Source organism: Streptomyces sp. NPDC026538 (assembly GCF_055567535.1).
In genome coordinates, this window is record NZ_JBVHQG010000012.1 from 128,940 (window position 1) to 144,656 (window position 15,717).

The 15,717-nt window shown below is 71.6% G+C and carries 16 protein-coding genes; 3 read left to right on the forward strand and 13 right to left on the reverse strand.

What is annotated here, in order from left to right; translation table 11 throughout:
- Positions 1 to 48: 48 nt before the first annotated feature.
- The gene (locus ACZ4N4_RS37355; protein WP_467597291.1) at positions 49 to 816 is read right to left on the reverse strand and encodes a polysaccharide deacetylase family protein; all 768 of its coding nucleotides are present in this window, start codon (positions 814 to 816) and stop codon (positions 49 to 51) included.
- Positions 813 to 2,150, reverse strand: a complete 1,338-nt coding sequence (locus tag ACZ4N4_RS37360) for an MGDG synthase family glycosyltransferase (protein ID WP_467597294.1) — start codon at positions 2,148 to 2,150, stop codon at positions 813 to 815. The genes ACZ4N4_RS37355 and ACZ4N4_RS37360 overlap by 4 nt, the downstream gene beginning before the upstream one ends.
- Before the next feature lie 619 nt (positions 2,151 to 2,769).
- On the opposite strand from ACZ4N4_RS37360, the gene ACZ4N4_RS37365 reads away from it, so the two are divergent.
- Together ACZ4N4_RS37365 and ACZ4N4_RS37370 are read left to right on the forward strand one after the other, a co-directional pair.
- Entirely contained in the window at positions 2,770 to 3,420 is a 651-nt protein-coding gene (locus ACZ4N4_RS37365) for a phosphatase PAP2 family protein (protein ID WP_467597297.1), read from the forward strand.
- 116 nt (positions 3,421 to 3,536) lie between these two features.
- A complete protein-coding gene (locus ACZ4N4_RS37370; RefSeq protein ID WP_467597300.1) occupies positions 3,537 to 3,719 on the forward strand; it encodes a hypothetical protein in 183 nt (60 codons plus the stop codon).
- Positions 3,720 to 3,777: 58 nt separating this feature from the next.
- Here the strand turns inward: ACZ4N4_RS37370 and ACZ4N4_RS37375 are convergent, their stop codons facing one another.
- The 5 genes from ACZ4N4_RS37375 to ACZ4N4_RS37395 all read right to left on the reverse strand — a co-directional run bounded on the left by ACZ4N4_RS37375 (position 3,778) and on the right by ACZ4N4_RS37395 (position 8,409).
- On the reverse strand, positions 3,778 to 4,815 hold the full coding sequence (locus ACZ4N4_RS37375; protein WP_467597303.1) for a M56 family metallopeptidase: 1,038 nt from the start codon (positions 4,813 to 4,815) through the stop codon (positions 3,778 to 3,780).
- Positions 4,816 to 4,819: 4 nt separating this feature from the next.
- Positions 4,820 to 5,248 (reverse strand): BlaI/MecI/CopY family transcriptional regulator, encoded by a 429-nt coding sequence (locus ACZ4N4_RS37380; RefSeq protein ID WP_453563698.1) that lies wholly within the window; start codon positions 5,246 to 5,248, stop codon positions 4,820 to 4,822.
- A 208-nt stretch (positions 5,249 to 5,456) separates the two neighbouring features.
- Positions 5,457 to 6,248 carry a COG4705 family protein gene (locus tag ACZ4N4_RS37385; protein ID WP_467597306.1) on the reverse strand — a complete coding sequence of 264 codons (792 nt, stop codon included), beginning with the start codon at positions 6,246 to 6,248 and terminating at the stop codon, positions 5,457 to 5,459.
- A gap of 318 nt (positions 6,249 to 6,566) precedes the next feature.
- The gene (locus ACZ4N4_RS37390; RefSeq protein ID WP_467597309.1) at positions 6,567 to 7,418 is read right to left on the reverse strand and encodes a COG4705 family protein; all 852 of its coding nucleotides are present in this window, start codon (positions 7,416 to 7,418) and stop codon (positions 6,567 to 6,569) included.
- 154 nt (positions 7,419 to 7,572) lie between these two features.
- Positions 7,573 to 8,409 carry a COG4705 family protein gene (locus tag ACZ4N4_RS37395; RefSeq protein WP_467597312.1) on the reverse strand — a complete coding sequence of 279 codons (837 nt, stop codon included), beginning with the start codon at positions 8,407 to 8,409 and terminating at the stop codon, positions 7,573 to 7,575.
- Positions 8,410 to 8,852: 443 nt separating this feature from the next.
- Between ACZ4N4_RS37395 and ACZ4N4_RS37400 the strand changes: the two genes are divergently transcribed.
- On the forward strand, positions 8,853 to 9,578 hold the full coding sequence (locus ACZ4N4_RS37400; protein WP_453563687.1) for a lysophospholipid acyltransferase family protein: 726 nt from the start codon (positions 8,853 to 8,855) through the stop codon (positions 9,576 to 9,578).
- Between the two features lie 61 nt (positions 9,579 to 9,639).
- On the opposite strand, the gene ACZ4N4_RS37405 is transcribed toward ACZ4N4_RS37400, so the two are convergent.
- The 6 genes from ACZ4N4_RS37405 to ACZ4N4_RS37430 form a co-directional block, all read right to left on the reverse strand.
- Positions 9,640 to 11,241 carry an alpha/beta hydrolase gene (locus ACZ4N4_RS37405; protein ID WP_467597315.1) on the reverse strand — a complete coding sequence of 534 codons (1,602 nt, stop codon included), beginning with the start codon at positions 11,239 to 11,241 and terminating at the stop codon, positions 9,640 to 9,642.
- Between the two features lie 130 nt (positions 11,242 to 11,371).
- On the reverse strand, positions 11,372 to 12,133 hold the full coding sequence (locus ACZ4N4_RS37410) for an urease accessory protein UreD (protein ID WP_467597640.1): 762 nt from the start codon (positions 12,131 to 12,133) through the stop codon (positions 11,372 to 11,374).
- Complete coding sequence (gene ureG, locus ACZ4N4_RS37415; RefSeq protein ID WP_360494873.1) at positions 12,130 to 12,810, reverse strand: urease accessory protein UreG; 681 nt, start codon at positions 12,808 to 12,810, stop codon at positions 12,130 to 12,132. Before ureG ends, ACZ4N4_RS37410 begins: the two co-directional genes overlap by 4 nt.
- Positions 12,811 to 12,990: 180 nt before the next feature.
- Positions 12,991 to 13,668 (reverse strand): urease accessory protein UreF, encoded by a 678-nt coding sequence (locus ACZ4N4_RS37420; RefSeq protein WP_467597318.1) that lies wholly within the window; start codon positions 13,666 to 13,668, stop codon positions 12,991 to 12,993.
- 15 nt (positions 13,669 to 13,683) lie between these two features.
- Positions 13,684 to 15,405, reverse strand: coding sequence for an urease subunit alpha (locus tag ACZ4N4_RS37425; RefSeq protein ID WP_453563680.1), 1,722 nt, complete (start codon positions 15,403 to 15,405; stop codon positions 13,684 to 13,686).
- Complete coding sequence (locus ACZ4N4_RS37430) at positions 15,398 to 15,709, reverse strand: urease subunit beta (protein ID WP_453563678.1); 312 nt, start codon at positions 15,707 to 15,709, stop codon at positions 15,398 to 15,400. Before ACZ4N4_RS37430 ends, ACZ4N4_RS37425 begins: the two co-directional genes overlap by 8 nt.
- Between the last annotated feature and the right edge of the window lie 8 nt (positions 15,710 to 15,717).

A 15,717-nucleotide genomic window follows, 5' to 3' on the forward strand; every position in this document is an offset into this window, starting at 1 on the left:
CCACCCGAACGGCTCCCTCCCTGGTTTCCGGGACGGGAGCCGTCGGCGTCAGGACCGGCAGGTGCGGCGGACGCGAACGGCCGGGACGCCGTGTTCGTGGAGGGGACCGACCTGCCAGCCGCGCGCCTGGCAGGCGTCGAGGATGCGGGGCAGCGCTCCGAGGGTGGTGCGCCAGGAGCCGGTGGCGGAGGTGCAGTCGGAGTCGTGCAGCAGGATGGTGCCGCCGCCGCGCAGGTCGCGCAGGACGGTGTCCTGGACGGACCGCGGGCTGGCCCGCCTGCGCCAGTCCTCGCCCCAGCAGGTCCACAGGACCGGGGTCAGACCGAGGCGGCGGCAGGCCAGATGGGTGGCCGTGGTCATCACCCCGTACGGCGGCCGGAAGAGCGTCGGCGGCTTTCCGGTGAGGTCGCCCACGGCATCGCGGGCCCGGGCGAGGTCGTCGTAGGTGGTACGGGGACCGCGGAGCAGCAGGGGGCGGTGGTGCCAGCCGTGCACGGCGATCTCGTGCCCGGCGGCGGCCATTTCCTTCGCCAACCCGGGTGAGCGGACCAGCATCGAGCCGAGCAGGAAGAAGGTGGCCCGCACCCCGTGCGCGTCGAGGAGACCGAGAAAGTGCGGGGTGGAGAGGTGGTCGGGGCCGTCGTCGAAGGTGAGGGCCACGTGGTCGGGCCGGCCCTGACCGGCCAGGCGGGGCATGGCCGCGTTCCGCAGCGGGCCGAGCGTGGAGATCCCGGGCGCGGCGTTCAGGGCGGCGAGCGCGGGCAGTGCCACGGCCGAGGCGAGCGCGGTGGCACGGGCCAGGCCGGCCGGGGTCATCGTCCGTCTCCGTCCAGGTAGTGGGCGACGGCGTTGAAGCGGGCGGGCGTTTCGTTGTAGGCATAGGCGAGTGAGGCGGCCACGCCCAGGAAGGCCGTGGCCGTCACGGTGACGGCTGTCAGGGCGATCCGTCGCCTCGCGGGGAAACGCTGCGGTGAGGTCGGGGTGCCCGGCGTGGACCGCGGCCCGGTTCTGGCGGTGATGGCGGATATCGGCCCGAGGGCTGAGCGGTGCAGTGCAAGTCCTGCCGCGCGCTGGTCCTCGCCGCGCGGTCCGTGCAGGAGTGCGGCCAGCATCGGGCCGAGGGCTGCCGGATCGCGGATCCAGGCCGCCAGGCCCGCCTCGTCGAGGGCTGCGGCATTGGTGTGGCCGTGACCGGGGATGCAGCGGTAGCTGACCACCGGCAGCCCGGCGGCGAACGCCTCCAGTGACGTCAGCCCGCCGGCGTTCTGGACCAGGACGTCGCAGGCGTGCATCAGGCCCGGCATGTCGTCCACCCAGCCGAAGGCGTGCTCGATGCCGTCCCGGCGCAACTGGTCCGCGAGGGCCTGATTGCGCCCGCACACCACCACGGGTACCGCGACTCCGGTCTCCTGTATCTCGGCGGCGGCACGTCGCACCGGGCCCACGCCCCACGATCCGGCGACGAGCAGGGCGAGGGGCCCGTGCCCGGGCAGGGCGAACCGGTCGCGGGCGGCGGCCCGTTGTCCGGCGGTGGCGGGGGTGAAGCGCCGATCGGTGACGGGGCCGGCGACGGTGACGGCGGCCGCGCCCCGCGCATGGGCCTGGGCCGCCGGGACGGGGTGTACGGCGAGATGGGCGTCGATGCCGGAGGCCACCCACAGGGCGTGGACGGAGAAGTCGGTCAGGTAGGTGAAGGCCGGAACGGTCAGCAGGCCGCGCCGGCGGAGCGCGCCGAGGACCTGGCTGGCTCCCGGGTAGGTGGAGACGACCGCGCGGGTATCCGGCGCGAGCGCCCGCAGTGTGCGCCGCTCGGCGGCACGGAACAGGGCCCGCCACACCGCACCGGGGCGTGCGGCCCGGTCGGTGGCCGCGTACAGGCGCTGATAGCCCTCCGGCATCAAGGTCAGCATCCGGTGGTAGGTACCGCACAGCAGGCGGCCGGCCTGAGCGGGCAGCAGGTCGAGGAAGTCGTGCCGGTCCACCCGGAATCCGTGCTCGGTGAGCCTCTGGGCCAGCCCCGCGGCCGCGCCGTCGTGTCCCGCGCCGACGCCGGCGGAGATGATCGCGATCCGCCCGGTGCCCGAGTTCTGCGGCGGTGCGGCGGACGGCGAAGGCGCCGGCTCCGGCACCAGGTCGTCGCGGTAGGGCACGGTCGATCAGCCTCCTGACGGGATACGGGGCGCGGCCGGGCCTGCTCCGGCCCGGACGGCACCGCGGGCAGGCCGAGGCCGCGCCTGCGCGCGGACCAGGGCCACGACTCGATCGCGGTGGCACCCGGCACCGAAACTACTACATGATGTAGAACTTAGGGAACGGCCACCGGGCGCGAGACCTTCGAGCGCCCCGGGCCAGGCACCCTCGGGCGAGCGCAAGTGAACCTACTACAAGACGTAGAGGATGATGCTCGAGCGGCTCCGCACTCGTCGCACCGACGGGACGACGACCGTGTCCGGCCGCGGCACCCACGCGGTGGAGGCTCGAACCCGGTCCGCATCGGGCCCCGGACGCGCGAGGCGCCGCCGACCGGCGGACTCCGGCCGGCCCGCGGACACTTCCGCCGCCCGACGGACCGGCACGCGCGACCCGCCTCGACCAGTCGGCCGCCTACAAGATGTAGTAGTTTTACCGGGCAGCCATCTTCGCATCAGTGCAATGTCACCCAGGCGCCATCGCGCAGGCGGGAGCCGTTCGGCTGCGCGGCCCCGAGCCACGTCGTCTCGTGCTCGTCCCGTCCTCTGTCGGCGTACTCATACGGAGGGACGTCCCGTTATGGCCGCGGCCACCACCGCGCAGCTGGCGTTCGACGGATCCGGCATCGACGGATCGCTGTTCGCCTCGGTCACCGACCTCGCCCGCGCCACGACGTGGCTCAACACGCCGATGGAAGTGTGGACCAACTTCGGACTGGGCGTCTTCGCGGTCCTCATGATCGCGGGCTGGTGGACCGCCCGGCGCCGCGGCGCACAGGCGATGACCCTCGCGCTGGCCGCGCCGGTGGCCGTCGTGATCGCCTTCGCCGCCGCCGAGATCGTCAAGAGGATCGTGGCCGAGGTGCGGCCCTGCCGGTCGATGCCGCACGCCTATCTCGTCGACACCTGTCCCGCGCCCTCGGACTACGCCTTCCCCAGCGGGCACAGCACAGTGGCCGCCGCCTCGGTCGCCGCACTGTTCCTGCTGGACCGCCGGCTGAGCGCGATCGCCGCCGTGTTCGCCGTGGTGGAGGGCTTCAGCCGGGTCTACGTCGGTGCCCACTACCCCCACGACGTCCTCGGTTCCGCGGTCCTGGCGCTGCCCGTCGCCTTCCTCATCAGCCTGGCGTCGCGCCGCTGGGCCACCCCGCTGATCGACTCCCTGAGCCATGGGGCGCTACGCCCGTTCCTGACGGCCACACCGGCCCTCGGCACCCGGTCCGCCCTGTGACTTCGACGGGCGGCCCGTGCCGGCCACGCCGGTGACATCGCCGCTGCCCGCCCGGGGCGGGCGGGTACGGCCCGGACTTCCGTGACCGCGGCGTGGTGCGGCGGCCCGATGCGCCGGTGACGCGGCGGGACCAGCAGGACGCAAGGGTCCAGCGGCAACCGGTCGCGGTCGGCGACGGCCAGGTGGTCCGCAGGGCGGTGATCTCCGACAGCGTGCACGGACCCGGGCAGCGCGTCGGCGGCCTGGGCCAGGCGGCACAGGGCAGGTTCACCCTGCTGCTCCCGGTTGGCCCCCGATGACCGCGAGGTCATTACTCCGTCGGGCTGGTGAGGGCACGTTGCGAACCGTTCGGAAACGTCATTCCCCGTGCTCCGCACGGTCGGGGCCGTCACAACAGGCGTCCGGCCGATGCCCGTGGTCCGAAGGCGCCGTGGCGACGTCACCGCCGGGTTTCGCACCGGCCGTGGCGACGCTCCCGCCCGCCTTCCCGCACAGTGCCCACTGTGCGCCGTCGAGCATCCGGTCGCTGTCGGACGCGGCGTTGGCCAGGCTCGCGCAGCAGACGGCCAGGAGCAGTCCGCCGGCCAGCAGGGGAAGGCTGCGGCGAGCGGGCGGCGGGGCCAGCAGAGCCCGCACCCGCTGCGGCACCACCCCGCCGGTCACGGCCAGCGCCGCGGGACGGGACACACCGGCGGAAGCCAGGGCGGCCCGCCCGACAGCGTGGGCGACGACCCTGCGGTCACCGACGCGCTCAGCGGCCTCCTCGTCGGCCCAGCGCTCCAGGACGAACTCACCCGCGACGGTCACCGGCCGCAGCAGCGGATTCAGCGCGGCCGTGAGCCGCCACAGGCTCTGGAAGACATGGTGGCGCCCCCGCAGATGTGCCCGTTCGTGCGCGAGCAGCGCCTCACGCTCGTCGTCGCCGAGGCAGCACAGCATCCCCCGTGAGACCACGATCCGCCCCGGCGCCCCGGGCAGCGCGAAGGCCAGCGGGACGTCGTCGTCGATCACCGCCAGTTCCGTCCGCCCCGGCAGCTGGGCGCACTCCCGCCGCGCCCGGACCAGGTGGCGCGCCTGTCGTACGGCGGCCACGACCAGCGAGACCACGCAGGTGACCAGCACCAGGGCGCTGCCGGCCGCGACGACCAGGTACACCGGGTCCTCGGCGCGCAGCGCCGCCACCGACCAACGGCCCTCCTCGGCGATCTCCGGGACCTGCGCCACGCCGGAGAAGGCCAGCAGAGCGAGCGATCCCGCCCAGCCGACCGCCGTCACCAGCGCGGCGCAGGCCAGGGCCCAGGCCGCCCGGCGCGGAGGAAGCCGACGTGCCACGGGGGCGGCGAGGACCGCGAGAGCGGCGGTGACGAGGAACGGGATGTAGACGCTGATCAGCACCGGTTCACCGCTTCCCGCGGGGGCGCTTGCTCTCGGCGGGTGGGGTGCCGTTCCCGGACAGGATCTGGTGCAGCAGGTGCTCGTCCTGCTCGGACAATTCCGAGACGAAGCGGGCCAGCACCGCCTCACGGTCGGAACCGCCCGCCAGCAGGGAGTGCATGCGCTGGGCGGTGTGGGACGCCTCGTCGCGGGCCGGTTCGTAGGCGTAGCCGCGGCCCTCGCGGTGCCGCACGAGCATGCCCTTTTCGTACAACCGGGACAGGATGGTCAGGACGGTCGTGTAGGCGAGATCGCCAGGCAGCCGTTCGCGGACCTCCCGCGCGGTCTGCGGACCCGCGGCGGCCCAGAGCGCGGCGAGCACATTGCTCTCCAACTCGCCTCGCGCCCGCCTGCCGGATCCTTCGCGGGCTTCCTCGTCGTCTCGATCCGCCACCGTTCGCCTTCCCTCACCGTCGTGCGCCCAGCGTACCCGGACACCCCTACGAGTTGTAGGAGGTGCGTTCCGGGCAGTGACGTCACACCTCGCGAGGCCACGCCGCGCCGAGCGGCCGCCGACGGCGGCGGTCCGGGAGACGTGAAGGGGCGCTTGCCGGAGCCGCTGCCGCTCCTCGCCGCGGCCTTCACCTGGGCGTCGGCGCATCTCAGGCCGCCGTCGCGCCGGATGTGTCCCGGCGGGAGACGGCGAGGTAGCCGACGAAGCAGACGATGGCGGCGGTCCAGGCGAGGGTGACCGGTGCCAGCCCGAGCCCCAGGCCGCCCCGCGTGTGCCCGAGCGCCATCCAGTCGGCGAGGGAGGCGCCGAGGGGTCGGGTGATGACGTACGCCGTCCAGAACGCGGGGACGGCGTTCAGGGCGCCGAAGCGGTGGGCAAGCCCGGGAAGACAGATCGCTACGGCGAAGAGTACGACCGAGCCGAGATAGCCGAATCCGATGGTCGCGGTGAGATCGCCGGCGGCCGTGCCGAGGGCGAAGGTGGCCAGGACGGTTGCCCAGTAGAAGAACTCGCGGCTTCGGGTGTCGATGCCGTGGATGGACAGGGTGCGCTCGACGGCGTACCAGAGGACGAAGATCGCGGCCAGTGTGATGAGGAAGAGCGGTGTCGAGACGGTGTAGGGCACACCAAGACCGACGTGCAGCACGTCGGCGGCCATCGTGCCGAACACGCTGACCATGACGACCGCGGTCCAGTACACCCAGGCGATGTACCGGCGGACCGCGAACTGCACGGTCAGGGAGACCGCCAGGGCGAGGGCCCCGAGCCCGACCGCCGGCACCGGTCCCAGCACCCGGGCCAGCAGGTCGGACGCGGTCTCGCCCATCCCGGTGGTGAGCACCTTGATGATCCAGAAGTAGACGGTCACTTCCGGCACCTTGTTCGCCATGGTGCGCAGGGGGTTGAGGCGGCGGTCGTCGAGGAGACGCTCTGTGGTCATGGCCCGCACGATGGCACGATCAACTCCTGGTGCCACAGATGCCTTTGCCATTGTTTTGAGGCTTCTGGTGCATGAGTTTCACAACGCCACCGCCAACCTGACAGCAACCTGAACGCCTCGGCAGAGCCCCTGGTCAGGATGGCCTGAGCGATGATAAGAGGGCGCTTTCGCCTGCTCGGTGAGGGCGTGTCGCCGTCCGCCCGTTCACCGAGCCGAGGGCGCGTCCGCCGGCACCCGGGCTGTCGTGATCGTCATGGGGGTGCCGGTGACCGCGACGGGACAGGTCCGTGGGGTCGGCCGGCCTTTCGGCTCCGCCGGCTACGGGGTGGCAGCCCTGCGCTCCTGGACCTGCGCGTAGGTCATGAGGCCGAGCAGAACGGCCAGCAGGACGGCCGAGGAGCCGGCGGTACCGAGGTTCAGACCGCCCTTGGCGACCGGCTTGGTCAGGAGATCGCCCGCGGTCGCGCCGAGCGGGCGGGTGAGGACGAACGCGATCCAGAACAGCAGGACGTTCGGCACCGCCGGCACCTTCATCAGTACGGCCAGTAGGGCGAGGGCCCCGGTCACCAGCAGCGCGCCACCGGCGTAGCCGAGCCCGGAACTGTCGGACAGGAAGTCGCCCATGGAGGTGCCGAGGGTGTTGGAGACGAGGATCGCCGACCAGAACAGGGCCTCCCCGCGGAAGGTGACGATGTCTCGGATCTGGAAGGTCATCCCGCTCAGCCGCCACACCGCGAAGATGACCAGCAGGATCGAGATGAGGATCGCCGCGCCGACCGGGTAGCCGAGGCCGAGGCCCTGCGGTCCCCAGCCGAGTGAAGTGACACCGTCGGAGAGGTACTTGGTGCTGGCGTCGCGGTTCATGAAGTCGGACATGGTGGTGCCGGCCATGCTGGTCGACAGGATGACCGTCCAGTAGAAGAACGGGTTGTACCGGTGGGAGCGGAGCTGGACGACGAGCGTCACCACGAAGATCAGGAACAGCGCGATCGTGGTGAGGAAGTAACCGAGCTTCAGGGTCTGCGCGAAGAGGTCCCCGGCGGTCTCGCCCAGCGTCGTCGCCGCGATCTTCATGATCCAGAAGGCGAGGGTTACTTCGGGCAGTTTCTTCATCACCGATTTCGTCGTGCTCGCGACGTCGAGGTCGGTGAGGGCTTCCGGCTGCTGCAAGGTGGGGGGCTCCTTGTGTGGTCGGACGGCGGCAGGCGCACCTCGCGATGGGGGCGAGCGCCCTGCCGGACGGGCGACCGCGACGGCGCGATCGCAACCACCGACCCTGACAGCGTCGGCCTGAACACTTCCTGAACACCCGTCACATGCCTGGTCAGACCGCGTGGCGTGCCGTCTGCTGAGGCTGCGCCACGTCCTTGCGGGTCACCGCCAGGTACACCACCAGGCCGAGGATGACCGCGAGGAAGAGGGCGCTGGTGACAACGGTTCCCAGGCCCAGGCCGCCGTCGCCGGTGGGCTGGGAGAGGTAGTCACCGATGGAGGCTCCGAGCGGGCGGGTGAGGACGTAGGCGATCCAGAAGCTCCACACGGCGTCGAGCCCGAGCGCGAAGTGGGCCAGCGCGACGGCGGCGATGGCCAGGGCGAACAGGACCGCGGTGAGCCAGTAGCCGAGGTTCATCCGCTCGGAGACCAGGTCGCCGGCGGCGGTGCCGAGGGCGAAGGTGAACAGTACGGCGAGCCAGTAATAGGACTCGCGGCCGGTTGTGTCGATGTGATGGATGGACAGCGTCCGCTCGCGCCGGTACCAGACCACGAAGACCACCGCGAGGACGATCGCGAAGACGGTGGTGCTGGTCTCCAGCGGGACGCCCATGTCGTCGGTCAGGTTGTCGCTGATCAGTGTGCCCACGATGCTGATCAGAGCGACGGCCGGCCAGTACACGCCCGCCCGGTAGGCACTGGTACGGAACTGGACCACCAGGACGACCGCCAGCAGGACGCTCATCAGCACCGACACACCGGTCAGGCCGAGCCCTGCCTTCTCGTTGAGCAGGTCGGCCGCGGTCTCCCCGACCGTCGTGCAGAGCACCTTGATGATCCAGAAATAGACGGTGACCTCGGGCACCTTGTTCCAGTGCGACCGGCGGCCCGCGCCCGCCTCGGCGCAGGCTGCCGAGGGCACCGGGGCATGTGACGTCTCGTGTGTCATGGGGCCCGACCGTGCCACGGACTACCTGAACGCATCCTGACCGCCGTACCGCGTCGGCCGAGCGCCGGGTGGACGGCGAACCGGACTCTCGACGGTACTCCTGGGCGCATGTCCCAGGTAGATTGAAGATCCCTCGGACAGGCCCGCACCCGATGGCGGGCACGGACGACGACAGCCGTCGCCAGAGCCCCGCCCACTGCCCAGCCACGCCGCAAGGATGAGGGAGCCATGTGCACCACGAGGCGGAGCGGCGGCCTGCCGACCTGCGCCACACTGACCAGGTGCCTGACCAACCGTCAGGTGAGCCGGCGAAGGGTCGGCATGAGACCGACTGGGCATCGCACCGGATGACCACGGGCGCACCTGGGCCGACTGCCGTGTAACACATACTGACCTGGGGTAACACCAGCTCGCAGGGGAGCTGGCAAAGTGAGGGGCGAGCCGTGTTCTACTACCTGCTCAAGTACGTGCTGCTGGGGCCGCTGCTGCGGCTGGCGTTCCGGCCCCGGATCGAAGGCCTGGAACATGTGCCCGCCTCGGGCCCGGCCATCGTGGCCGGCAACCATCTCTCCTTCGCCGACCACTTCCTGATGCCGGCCGTCCTCAGGCGGCGGATCACCTTCCTCGCCAAGGCCGAGTACTTCACGGGGCCGGGCGTACGGGGCCGGCTGACCGCGTTCTTCTTCCGCAGCGCCGGACAGATCCCGGTGGACCGCTCCGGCAAGGAGGCGGGCCAGGCCGCGATCCGGGAGGGGCTCGGGGTGCTGAGCAGGGGCGAACTGCTGGGCATCTATCCGGAGGGCACCCGCTCGCACGACGGTCGGCTCTACAAGGGCAAGGTCGGCGTGGCCGTGATGGCGCTGCGGGCCGGTGTCCCGGTGATCCCCTGCGCGATGATCGGCACGTTCGAGGCGCAGCCGCCGGGCAAGGTCATCCCGAACATCCACCCCGTGGTGATCCGCTTCGGCAAGCCCCTCGAATTCTCCCGCTACGCCGGGATGGAGAACGAGAAGGCCGTCCTACGGGCGATCACCGACGAGATCATGTACGCCATCCTGACCCTCTCCGAGCAGGAGTACGTCGACGAGTACGCGGCCGTCGTCAAGGCCGGCCAGGCGGCGACGAAGGGCACCAGGGAGCGCAAGTTTCCCCGGCCACCGTTGAGTTGACCACGCGCAACGAGGGGCGGCGGAGTGGTTCCCGCCGCCCCTCGGCGCCGTTCCGGACGGATTACGGCTGCGGTGTCGCGTGCGGCGTGCAGGTGACGTCCGCGCCGTCCAGCTTCCCGGTGAGCAGGTAGGTGTCGACACGGCTGTTGATGCACGGGTTGACCAGGCCGGTCACTCCGTGCGAGCCGGCGCCCTGTTCGGTGATGAGGCGGGAGCCCTTGAAGCGCTTGTGCAGGTCGACGGCGCCCGGGTACGGGGTGGCGGCGTCACGGGTGGACTGCACGATCAGCACCGGCGGCAGGCCCTTGTGAGTGGTGACGTGCACCGGGGTCTGCTGCTTGACCGGCCAGGTGGCGCAGGGCAGGTTCATCCATGCGTTGGCCCAGGTCATGAAGGGGTACTGCTTGTTGAGCTCGGTGTTGTCGCGGTCCCACTTCTGCCAGCTGGTGGGCCACTTGGCGTCGGTGCACTCGACGGCGGTGTAGACGGCGTTGCCGTTCTCCGAGGTGATGTTGCCGGCGGTGTCGGTGGGGTCCGGGGCGGCCGCGTCGACCAGGGCCTGGGTGTCACCGGCGAAGTACTTGCCGAACACCGTGGCGACCGGGACCCACGAGGAGTCGTAGTACGGCGCGCTCTGGAAGAAGCCGATCAGCTCGGCCGGACCGACGACCCCGCCGATCGGGTTCGCCTTGGCGGTGGCGCGCAGCTGGAGCCACTTGGCCTGGACGGCGTCCCGCGTGGTCCCCAGGTGGAAGGCGGAGTCGTGCGCGGCGACCCAGTCCTCCCAGTCCTTCCAGCGGCCCTCGAAGGCGACGTCCTGGCCCAGGTTGGCCTGGTACCAGATGTTCTTCCGCGACGGGTCGACGACGCTGTCGACGATCATCCGGCGGACGTGTCCCGGGAACAGCGTCCCGTACACGGCACCGAGGTAGGTGCCGTAGGAGACACCGAGGTAGTTGAGCTTCTTCTCACCGAGCGCGGCCCGGATGACGTCCAGGTCGCGGGCGGTGTTGGCGGTGGTCATCTGCTGGAGCATCGCCCGGCCGGTGCGCTCGGCACAGCCCTTCGCGTACTCCTTGGCGAGCTTGCGCTGCGCGGTCTTGTCCGCCTCGGTGTCCGGCACCGGGTCGGCCTTGGGAGCCTTCACGAACTCCTGCGGGTCCCCGCAGGAGATGGGCGCCGAGTGGCCGACACCGCGCGGGTCGAAGCCCACGAAGTCGTACGCCTTCGAGGTGTTGGCCCACAGGGGGTTCTTGGTGGTGACCCGAAGCGGGAAGCGCATTCCCGAGCCGCCCGGGCCGCCGGGGTTGTAGACGAGCGCGCCCTGGCGCTCCGCCTTCGTCCCCGTGTTGCCTATGCGGTCGACGGCGAGCCTGATCTGCTTGCCGTACGGCTTCGCGTAGTCCAGCGGCACGCTGACCCAGCCGCACTGGACGGGCTTCGTCAGGGCCCAGTCGGCCGGGCAGTCGGCCCAGTCGATCCCGGCCTTGGCGGCATGCGCGGCGGCCACGGCCGCCCCCCACTGCTCACGGTCCTGCCCGTGCCGGGCCTCGGCACCGGACGCGGGAGCCGCGAGCGCACCGGTGATCAGGCTCGCGGTGACGAGCGCCCCGGCCGTACCGAACGCGAGTACCCGGCTCCTCGATCTGAAGTTGTCCCTCAAGTGGGCCCCTCCCCGTACGTGGTCACGAATAGTCAGGGGGGATCCTTCCGGCTGTGAACCTCCTGAGAACAGGGTGTGACAGCCGTCTTTACCAATCCGATAACCGGACGATCACGTCCCGCTGAGCGGTTCAGCCACCGAGGTGCTCCAACGCTTCGTCCAACACCCGCCGGAGCAGCAGCGCATCGGCCGCCACCGCACTCACGAGCACGGCGGGCCCGGCGAGCGGAGTGAGCGCCGCGCACTCCCCCAGCATCCGGGCCACCACCGGCTTCTCCGCGAACTCGGGTCGGACGACGACGAGTTGCCCCACCGCGCGCCGTCCCGCCAGTACCGCCGGCCCGTCCCAGCCGCCGGGTGCCCCGGGTCCGCAGGCCAACTCCTGGTCGAGGAGCGCTCTTCCGGCGACGCGCACCGTGAGCCGGCTGGTGAGCCGCCCCGGCTCCTCCCCCGCCCGCCCGAGCACCTGCTCCTCCCGCAGCACCAGCCGGCCGTACGCCCCGATGTCGACACGGGTGGAGACGTACAGGTCGCTCCCTTTCGCTGAGATCAACTGCTCGGGCAGCCAGCGCAGTTCACCACCGTCGGCGACATCGAGCCGCACGTCGTACCGGGCCTCGCCCTTCAGCTGCCCCGGCAGCGCGATGGTCGCCGCGGCCGAGCCCACACGCAGCCGGGCCCCGTCCTCCACCCGGGCCTCGATCCCGAACCGGTCTCCGCCGAGCGGCCCGCTCATCGCACCGACGACCATCACCCGGGCCTCGGCCCCGCTCCCCCGGGTGCGCCGCAGCGCGAGCGGCCCCTCCCCCTCCAGCACGGGAAGCGCGGTACCGCCCCGGCCGTCGCCCCGGGCGACGATCCGCGCGTCGGCACGCACCCCGGTGACGGTCATGCCGTCCACGCGCCGAGCCGCTCCCGCACCCACCGGGCCACGTCCGCGACACCGGTGTCGCCGCGCAACGACTGGAACACGACGGGCAGTTCGGCCCGCTGTGCCTTCGCGTCGGCGGCCATCCGGGCGAGGTCGGAACCCACGTAGGGAGCGAGGTCGGTCTTGTTGACGATGAGCAGGTCGGCGGTGGTGACACCGGGGCCGCCCTTCCGCGGGATGTCGTCGCCACCGGCCACGTCGATCACGAAGATCTGCGCGTCCACGAGTCCCTTGGAGAAGGTGGCCGTGAGGTTGTCCCCGCCCGACTCGACGAGGATGAGATCCAGTGGCCCGACCTCGTCCTCCAGGTCCTCCACGGCTTCGAGGTTGGCCGAGATGTCGTCCCGGATCGCGGTGTGCGGACAGGCTCCGGTCTCGACGGCGGTGATCCGCTCGGGCGGCAGCACGGCCTCGCGCAGCAGGAACTCCGCGTCCTCACGGGTGTAGATGTCGTTGGTGACGACGGCGAGGGACAACTCGTCGCGCAGGGCCCGGCACAGAGCGGCGACGGTGGCCGTCTTGCCGGATCCGACGGGCCCACCGAGCCCGATACGAAGGGCACGCCGTGATCCGTCGGGACGCCGGGCGTCGGCGCTGACGGCGGCAGGACCGTGGTGGTGGTCGTGGTCGAGATGCATGTACGGCTCCTTCATCGGATTGGCCCACTTCGCAGCCCGTCCGGCGGTTGCGGACGAGGCGGATGCGTTCAGGCAGAGGCGGGGGTCTGGGGACGGCGGGGTTCCGGGGATGGCAGCGTTTCGGGGATGGCAGCGTTCCGGGCACGGCGGGGTTCCGGGCACGGCGGGGGCACGTGCCGGCTAGGACGCGAACAGCCGCACCGCCCACCCGGCATGCCACTCCGCCCCGATCTCCAGCAACGGCGCGGAGCTCGCGGGCAGTTCGTCCACCCCGCCCCCCGCGGCCCCCCGCCGCGCCGCCCCCACCGCCCGGTCCACCACCCGGTCCACCTCGGCCGCCAACCGAGCCAGCACGCCCGTCGCCTCGAAGGGGTCCAGACTCAGCAACCGCACGACCGCGGTGGCCGGCCCGCTCACGCACTCGTACGCGGCGCAGTAGGCCGCGTCCTCGGCCGAGAGCCCCGCCGCCCGGGCCACCACTCCCAACACCACCGGCTGATGAGCACCCTTGGGGAACTCCTGTGCCAGGTCGTCGAGTTCGGCCGCCGGCCAGGTGGCCCGCGCGGCCCGCAGCAGCTGCCGTCCGAGCCTGCGAGCCGTGCTCCGGAGCGCGGGGGACGGCGTCCGTGCGTCCGCCGCCGCGTCCAACTCCCGGACCCCGACACCGAGTACCGCGGCCGCGGCGAGCGCACCCGCCACCAGTCCCGCCGTGTGCAACCGCCCCCGGCAGAACTCCTCCAGACCCGCCGCCCCGGTGATCCGCCCGGCCTTGACGGCCGCCTCCGCCCCGCCGGAGTGCGCATGCCCTCCGGCGGGAAAGCGGCCGTCGGCCAGTACCAGCAACGCTGCCCGAGACATCACAGACACCGGCTCTCAGAACAGGAAGTAGCGCTGGGCCATGGGCAGTTCGGCGGCCGGCGTCGCCTCGACCAGCTCCCCGTCGATGTACACGGCGAAGCTGTCGGGGTCGACCCGCACCGTCGGACGCGCGTCGTTCTCGCGCATGTCCGCCTTGGTCACCCCACGGGTCGACTCGATGGCGACGAACCGCTTCCCGAGCTGCAACCGCTCCGGCAACCCGTCCTCGATGGCCAGCGGGGCGACGAAGTTGAAGGAGTTGGCGGCCGGCGCCCGCCCGATCGCCCCGTACATGGGGCGCGGCAGAATCGGCTGGGGGGTGGGGATCGACGCGTTGGCGTCGCCCATCTGCGCATAGGCGATCTGGCCGCCCTTGAGGACGAGGTGCGGCTTGACCCCGAAGAACGCGGGCTCCCACAGCACGAGGTCGGCGAGCTTGCCGCTCTCGACGGACCCGATCTCGCGGGCGAGCCCCTGGGCGAGCGCCGGGTTGATCGTGTACTTGGCGACATAGCGCCGTACCCGGTGGTTGTCGGCCCGTCCGTCGCCCGGCAGTGCGCCGCGCCGCCGCTTCATCACATGGGCGGTCTGCCAGGTCCGCAGTATCACCTCGCCCACGCGCCCCATGGCCTGCGCGTCCGAGGAGATGATGGAGATCGCCCCCAGGTCGTGCAGGATGTCCTCCGCCCCGATGGTCGAGGGCCGGATCCGTGACTCGGCGAAGGCCAGGTCCTCCGGCACCGCCGGGTTCAGGTGGTGGCACACCATCAGCATGTCGAGGTGTTCCTCGGCGGTGTTCACCGTGTACGGCCGCGTCGGATTCGTCGAACTCGGCAGTACGTGCGGCTCGGAGACGACCGTCATGATGTCCGGCGCGTGCCCGCCGCCCGCACCCTCGGTGTGGTAGGCGTGGATGCCGCGGCCGCCGATCGCCGCGAGGGTGTCGCCGACGAACCCGGCCTCGTTCAACGTGTCCGTGTGGATGGCCACCTGGATGCCGGTGCGGTCGGCGACGGTGAGGGCCGCGTCGATGACCGCCGGGGTGGACCCCCAGTCCTCGTGCAGCTTCAGCCCGAGTGCCCCGCCCCGGATCTGCGAGACCATCGCCTCGTGCGAGACGGTGTTGCCCTTGCCGAGGAAGCCGATGTTGAGCGGGTACTGCTCCATCGCCTCCAGCATCCGGGCGAGGTGCCACGGACCCGGGGTCACGGTGGTGGCCTTGGAGCCCTCGGCCGGTCCCGTACCCCCGCCCACCAGCGTGGTGATCCCCGCGGCCAGTGCCTCGTCGGCGATCTGCGGGCAGATGAAGTGGACGTGCGCGTCGACACCGCCGGCGGTCAGGATCCGCCCGTTGCCGGCGACGACCTCGGTCTCGGGCCCTATCACCAGCTCCGGGTGGACCCCGTCCATGGTGTCGGGGTTGCCCGCCTTGCCGATGCCGGTGATCCGGCCGTCGCGGATGCCGACGTCGGCTTTGACGATGCCCCAGTGGTCGATGATCACGGCGCCGGTGATGATCGTGTCGGGGGTGCCTTCTGCGCGCGTGGCACGCGACTGGCCCATGGATTCACGGATGACCTTGCCCCCGCCGAAGACGGCCTCGTCCCCGGCGAGCCCGGGGCCGCCGGAACGGTCCTCCTCGATCTCCACGATCAGGTCGGTGTCGGCGAGCCGGATCCGGTCGCCGGTCGTCGGTCCGAACAGGTCGGCGTAGGCGGCGCGGGAGATCTCAGGCATCGAGGGCACCTCCGGTCTCCCCGCGCAGCCCGGGGACGACACGGGCCCCGGCCAGGGGGACGAGTTCGACGTCGACGGGGATGCCGGGCTCGAAGCGGACGGCGGTGCCGGCGGCGACGTTCAGCCGCTTTCCGTGTGCGGCACCCCGGTCGAACTCCAGTCCGGGGTTGGCCTCGGCGAAGTGGTAGTGGGAGCCGACCTGGACGGGCCGGTCGGCGGCGTTGAGGACGGTCATCCGGGTGACGTCGCGGCCCTCGTTGTACACGATGGGCTCGTCGGCGAAGAGGATCTCTCCGGGAATCATCGGCGGCC